Raw genomic sequence first — 4,013 nt, 5'->3', positions numbered from 1 at the left:
CCGGGCCACGCCTCGCGCGCGCCGACAACGTGCGCTCCGCGCTCGCCTTCGTGGAGCGCGGCGAGGCGCCGCTCGGCATCACCTACCGGACCGACGCGCTGGCCTCGCGCAAGGTGCAGGTCGTGGCGCTGTTCCCGGCCGACAGCCATCCGCCGATCCGCTACCCCGCCGCGCTGCTGACCGGTGCCGGGCCGGCCGCCCACCGCTTCTACGAACACCTGTTCGGCGCCGAGGCGGGTGCCTTGCTGAAGGCCGCCGGCTTCTCGGCGCCCTGATCGCGCCGCGGCGCCCACCGGTCTGGCACAGTCGGGACCCGTTCCGACCGCCACCGCCCGCCCGCGCGGGCGAGACCCCCTTGACCCCGCTCGAACTCCAGGCCCTGTGGCTCAGCCTGCAGGTCGCAGCCACCGCGACCGCGCTGACGCTGCCCGTCGCGCTGCTGCTCGCGCTCGCGCTGGCGCGCGGCCGCTGGCCCGGCAAGGCGCTGCTGGAGGCCGCGGTGAACCTGCCGCTGGTGCTGCCGCCTGTGGTGATCGGCTATGCGCTGCTGCTGGGCTTCGGCCGCCAGGGCCCGCTGGGCCGCTGGCTGCACGAATGGCTCGGCGTCAGCTTCGTGTTCAGCTTCCGCGGCGCGGTGCTGGCCGCCGCGGTGATGGCGCTGCCGCTGATGGTGCGCGCGGTGCGGCAGGCGCTGGAGGCCGTCGACCGCGGTCTGGAGGATGCCGCGCGCACGCTCGGCGCCTCGCGGCTCGATGCCTTCGCGAGCGTGACGCTGCCGTTGGCCGCGCCCGGCCTGCTGTCGGGCGCGGTGCTGGGTTTCGCGGCCTCGCTCGGCGAGTTCGGCGCGACCATCACCTTCGTCTCCAACGTGCCGGGCCAGACCCAGACACTGCCGCTGGCGATCTACAGCGCGCTGCAGAGCGCCGACGGTGAGGCTGCCGCGCTGCGGCTGGTCGCGTGCTCGGTGCTGCTGGCGCTCGCCGCGCTGGCGCTGGCGCAGTGGAGCCACCGGCGCGTGGCCGGCTGGCTGGGGCAGCGATGAGCCTGCTGATCGACGTGAGCGTCGCTCGCGGCGACACCGGCGTGACGGCGCGCATCGACGTGCCGCCGCAGGGCATCACGGCGCTGATCGGCCGCAGCGGTGCCGGCAAGAGCACGCTGCTGCAGGCGGCCGCAGGTCTGCTGCGGCCGGTGACCGGCCGCGTCGCTATCGACGGCAGCACGCTGTTCGATGCCGCGTCCGGCACCGACCTGGCGCCCGGGGCGCGGCGACTGGGCGTCGTGTTCCAGGACGGTCGGCTGTTTCCGCACCGCGACGTGCGCGCCAACCTGCTCTACGGCGCCAAGCGCGCGCCGGCCTCCGCCGCTGGACCCGCGCTCGACGAGGTGGTGGCGCTGCTGGGCCTCGCGCCGCTGCTGGCGCGCCGGCCGCACCAGCTTTCGGGCGGGGAACGGCAGCGCGTCGCGCTCGGTCGCGCGCTGCTGGGCAAGCCACGCGCGCTGCTGATGGACGAGCCGCTGGCCTCGCTCGACCCGCCGCGCCGCCAGGAGCTGCTGGGCTACCTGGCCGCGCTGCCGGCACGGCTGAACCTGCCCATCCTCTACGTCACCCACCAGATGGACGAGGTGATGCGCCTGGCCGACCGCGTGGTGCTGCTGGCCGACGGCCGGGTGGCGGCCGAGGGCCCGGCGCTGGAGCTGTTGTCCGACCTGACACTGGGCCCGCTGGTCGGTCGCTTCGAGGCCGGCAGCGTGCTGGCCGGCAGCGTGGCCGAGCAGCTGGGCGACTGGCAGCTCACCACGGTGATGGTCGCCGGCCAGCGGGTGACGGTGCCGCAGGTGGCCGCCGCACCCGGCGCCGCGGTGCGGCTGCGCATCCGCGCCCGCGACGTGGCGCTGCAGCGCGAGGTGCTGGCGTCGAGCGCGAGCAACCAGCTCGCCGGCACGGTGCTGCGCGTGATCGAGCGCGAGGCGCCGTATGCCGCGGTGGAGCTGGCGCTCGGCCCGGGCGGCGCGCCGGGCGAGCGCCTGTGGGCGCTCGTGACGCAACGCTCGGTACAGGCCCTGGCGGTGGCGCCGGGTCAGCCGATGGTGGCCAGCTTCAAGGCGGTGGCGGTCGAAGGGCGCGCCGCCGCCGTCCATACCGAAACGGAGTCCTCGTCCTCATGAGCAACGCGCTGCGGGTCCTGAGCGTCAACGTCGCCGCGGCGCGCCCGCTGGACGTCGGCGAGAACCGCCGCGTCCTGAGCGCGATCGGCAAGCGCGGCGTGAGCGGCGCGGTGGGGGTGGGCCGGCTCGGGCTCGCCGGCGACGAACAGGCCGACCCCACGGTGCACGGCGGCCTCGACAAGGCCGTCTACGCCTACCCCAGCGAGCACTACGCGTTCTGGCAGACGGTGCGCGCGCAGGCCCGCGTGGCGCCATGGGACGAGGCGCTGCCGCACGGCTTCATGGGCGAGAACCTCACGCTCGCCGGCCTGCGGGAAGGCCAGCTGTGGATCGGCGACGTGCTGCGCTTCCCGCACTGCGCGCTGGCGGTCGCCGCGCCACGCCAGCCCTGCTACAAGTTCAACGCGGTGATGGGCTTCAACCAGGCCGCGAAGATGATGCTGCAGTCGGGCTACTGCGGCGTCTACCTCGCGGTGCGCGAGCCGGGCACGATCGCGGCCGGCGAGACGGGCGTGCTGCAGCCGGGCCCGCGAGAGGTCGGCATTCCCGAGCTGTTCCGTGCGGTGATGGGCAGGCACCGCCGCGACTGACGCGCGAGGGCCGCGTTGCCCGGCGCGCGACAATCACCGCATGCTCGCCTACCGACACGCCTTCCATGCGGGCAACCATGCCGACGTCCTCAAGCACACCGTGCTGTGCGCAGTGCTGCGCCACATGGCGCAGAAGGACAAGCCCTACCGGCTGATCGACACCCACGCCGGCGCTGGCGGCTACTCGCTGGGCACGCCCGAGGCGCTGAAGAAGGGCGAGTTCGAGCACGGCATCGCGCGCCTGATGGACCGCAGCGACCTGCCGCCCATGGTGGCCGACTACGTGCAAGTGGTGCGCGACTTCAATCCCGATGGGGGCCTGGGCCGCTACCCCGGCTCGCCCGAGTTCGAACGCCGGCTGCTGCGCCCGCAGGACGAGCTGCGCCTGTTCGAACTGCACCCGGCCGACCTGCGCACGCTCGCCGCCCACCATGCCGACCGGCCGCACACCGAGGTCCACCACGAGGACGGCTTCACCGGGCTGCGGGCCCAGCTGCCGCCGCCCTCGCGCCGCGCGGTGGTGCTGATCGACCCGTCCTACGAGCTGAAGGCCGACTACGCCCGGCTCGTCGCGACCGTGCGCGAGGCGCTGCAGCGCTTTGCGGAAGCCGTGATTCTGGTCTGGTACCCGCAGGTCAGCCGGATCGAGGCCGCGCAACTGCCCAAGCGGCTGCAGAACCTGGCGCCCAAGGGCTGGCTGCATGCCCGGCTCACCGTGCAGCCGCTCGACGTGCAGGGCTTCGGCCTGGCCGGCAGCGGCATGGTGGTGATCAACCCGCCCTGGACGCTGCACGCCCAGTTGCGCGACACGCTGCCCTACCTGGCCCAGGCACTGGCGCAGGTCGACACGCCGAGCCACCTGCTCGAACAGCGCGCGGCCTGAGCGCGCCGTCGCGCACTCGGTGCGCTCCTCGCTGCCGGACAGGACCGGCGCAGCCGATGCCGTTGAAGTCACTTGAATAATGCGAATGATTCGCATTAAAATGGTTTGCTCCGGCTTCGGCCGTCCCGCCGAGCCCTCGGCGCACCGGCTCTGACCGAGGCGCCCTCTCGCCGGTCCTGCGGACCCCAAGACTTCTCATGAGCTCTGGTTTGCCTCCCCTGCCGAACGGCGTCGCGCCCCCACCGCTGCCCACCGCCTCGTCGGAAGGCCTGACGCAGGGCGCGCGGCGCGGGCTGGTGCTGGGCGTGCTGGCGGCGCACGTTGCCGGCGGCTGGGGCCTGCTGCAGATCGACTCGGTGCGCGAAGCGGTG

Annotated in this window: 5 protein-coding genes; all 5 read left to right on the top strand. The window is 74.0% G+C overall.

Going from position 1 to position 4,013, the window contains the following annotated elements; genetic code table 11:
- The coding region (modA, locus tag Y694_RS20240) for a molybdate ABC transporter substrate-binding protein (protein ID WP_081782291.1) at window positions 1–275 on the top strand (275 nt) is incomplete at its 5' end.
- 80 nt (window positions 276–355) lie between these two features.
- The gene (gene modB, locus Y694_RS20235) at window positions 356–1,042 is read left to right on the top strand and encodes a molybdate ABC transporter permease subunit (protein ID WP_011831287.1); all 687 of its coding nucleotides are present in this window, start codon (window positions 356–358) and stop codon (window positions 1,040–1,042) included.
- Entirely contained in the window at window positions 1,039–2,169 is a 1,131-nt protein-coding gene (modC, locus tag Y694_RS20230; protein WP_011831288.1) for a molybdenum ABC transporter ATP-binding protein, read from the top strand. Before modB ends, modC begins: the two co-directional genes overlap by 4 nt.
- Window positions 2,166–2,759, top strand: a complete 594-nt coding sequence (locus tag Y694_RS20225) for an MOSC domain-containing protein (RefSeq protein ID WP_036235891.1) — start codon at window positions 2,166–2,168, stop codon at window positions 2,757–2,759. Before modC ends, Y694_RS20225 begins: the two co-directional genes overlap by 4 nt.
- A 40-nt stretch (window positions 2,760–2,799) precedes the next feature.
- Window positions 2,800–3,642 carry a 23S rRNA (adenine(2030)-N(6))-methyltransferase RlmJ gene (locus tag Y694_RS20220; protein ID WP_011831290.1) on the top strand — a complete coding sequence of 281 codons (843 nt, stop codon included), beginning with the start codon at window positions 2,800–2,802 and terminating at the stop codon, window positions 3,640–3,642.
- The last annotated feature ends 371 nt before the right edge of the window (window positions 3,643–4,013 follow it).

This window comes from Methylibium sp. T29-B (assembly GCF_000576225.1).
In the GTDB taxonomy this organism is placed as follows: Bacteria; Pseudomonadota; Gammaproteobacteria; order Burkholderiales; family Burkholderiaceae_C; genus Methylibium; species Methylibium petroleiphilum.
Note: the sequence above shows the minus strand (reverse complement) of the source record. Positions and strands in the feature narration are given on the sequence as shown.